This is a genomic window from Phocaeicola faecium (assembly GCF_014837055.1).
Classification (GTDB): Bacteria; Bacteroidota; Bacteroidia; order Bacteroidales; family Bacteroidaceae; genus Phocaeicola; species Phocaeicola gallinarum.
Genome location: NZ_JACSPQ010000054.1, coordinates 1 through 722, shown reverse-complemented (window position 1 = coordinate 722; position 722 = coordinate 1). Strand labels below are relative to the sequence as shown.

1 protein-coding gene is annotated in these 722 nt (G+C 60.4%); it reads left to right on the top strand.

Annotated elements, in window-relative coordinates; all coding sequences use genetic code 11:
• Positions 1-35: 35 nt before the first annotated feature.
• On the top strand, positions 36-722 hold a 687-nt coding region (locus H9626_RS15825), incomplete at its 3' end, for an FAD-dependent oxidoreductase (RefSeq protein WP_191710912.1).

Here is a 722-nt window from a genome sequence, read left to right as displayed (position 1 = left end):
ATGCGTTATCCCATGTGTTCGGATATTGTTGAGGCATGAGCGATATTCAGGATGTTGTCATTATCGGTTCCGGCCCCGCCGGATACACCGCGGCCATCTACCTGGGCCGCGCCGGGTACCGTCCGCTGGTTATAGCGGGTGCCCTCACACCTGGTGGGCAGTTGGTCAATACCACCACCGTGGAGAATTTCCCCGGATTCCCCGACGGGATTCTGGGCCCCGATCTGATGGATGCCATGCAGCGGCAGGCCGAACAGTTTGGCGCCCGTCTGGTCTGGGACGACGTGGTATCCGTCGATTTCGGCGATGACGTTCACACCGTCACCTGCGATCAAGGTGATGTGTTCCAGGCCCGCACCGTTGTGGTGACCACTGGATCCACAGTGCGCAAGCTCCAGGTTCCCGGGGAGGAGACCTTCGCCGGGCGCGGTGTCTCCTACTGCGCCACATGCGACGGATTCTTCTTCCGCTACAAGCCGATTGTGGTCGTCGGTGGCGGCGATAGCGCCTGCGAGGAGGCGCTGTTCCTCACCCGATTCGGCTCCTCGGTTACATTGATCCACCGTCGCGACGAATTCCGCGCCTCAAAGATCATGCAGGAACGAGTCCGTTCCAACCCGGATATCACATTGATGATGAACACCGTGGTTGAGCGGGTCAACGGCTCTGACGCCGGTGCCGAATCGATTACCGTACGTAACCGCGCCACGGATGAGGTGACC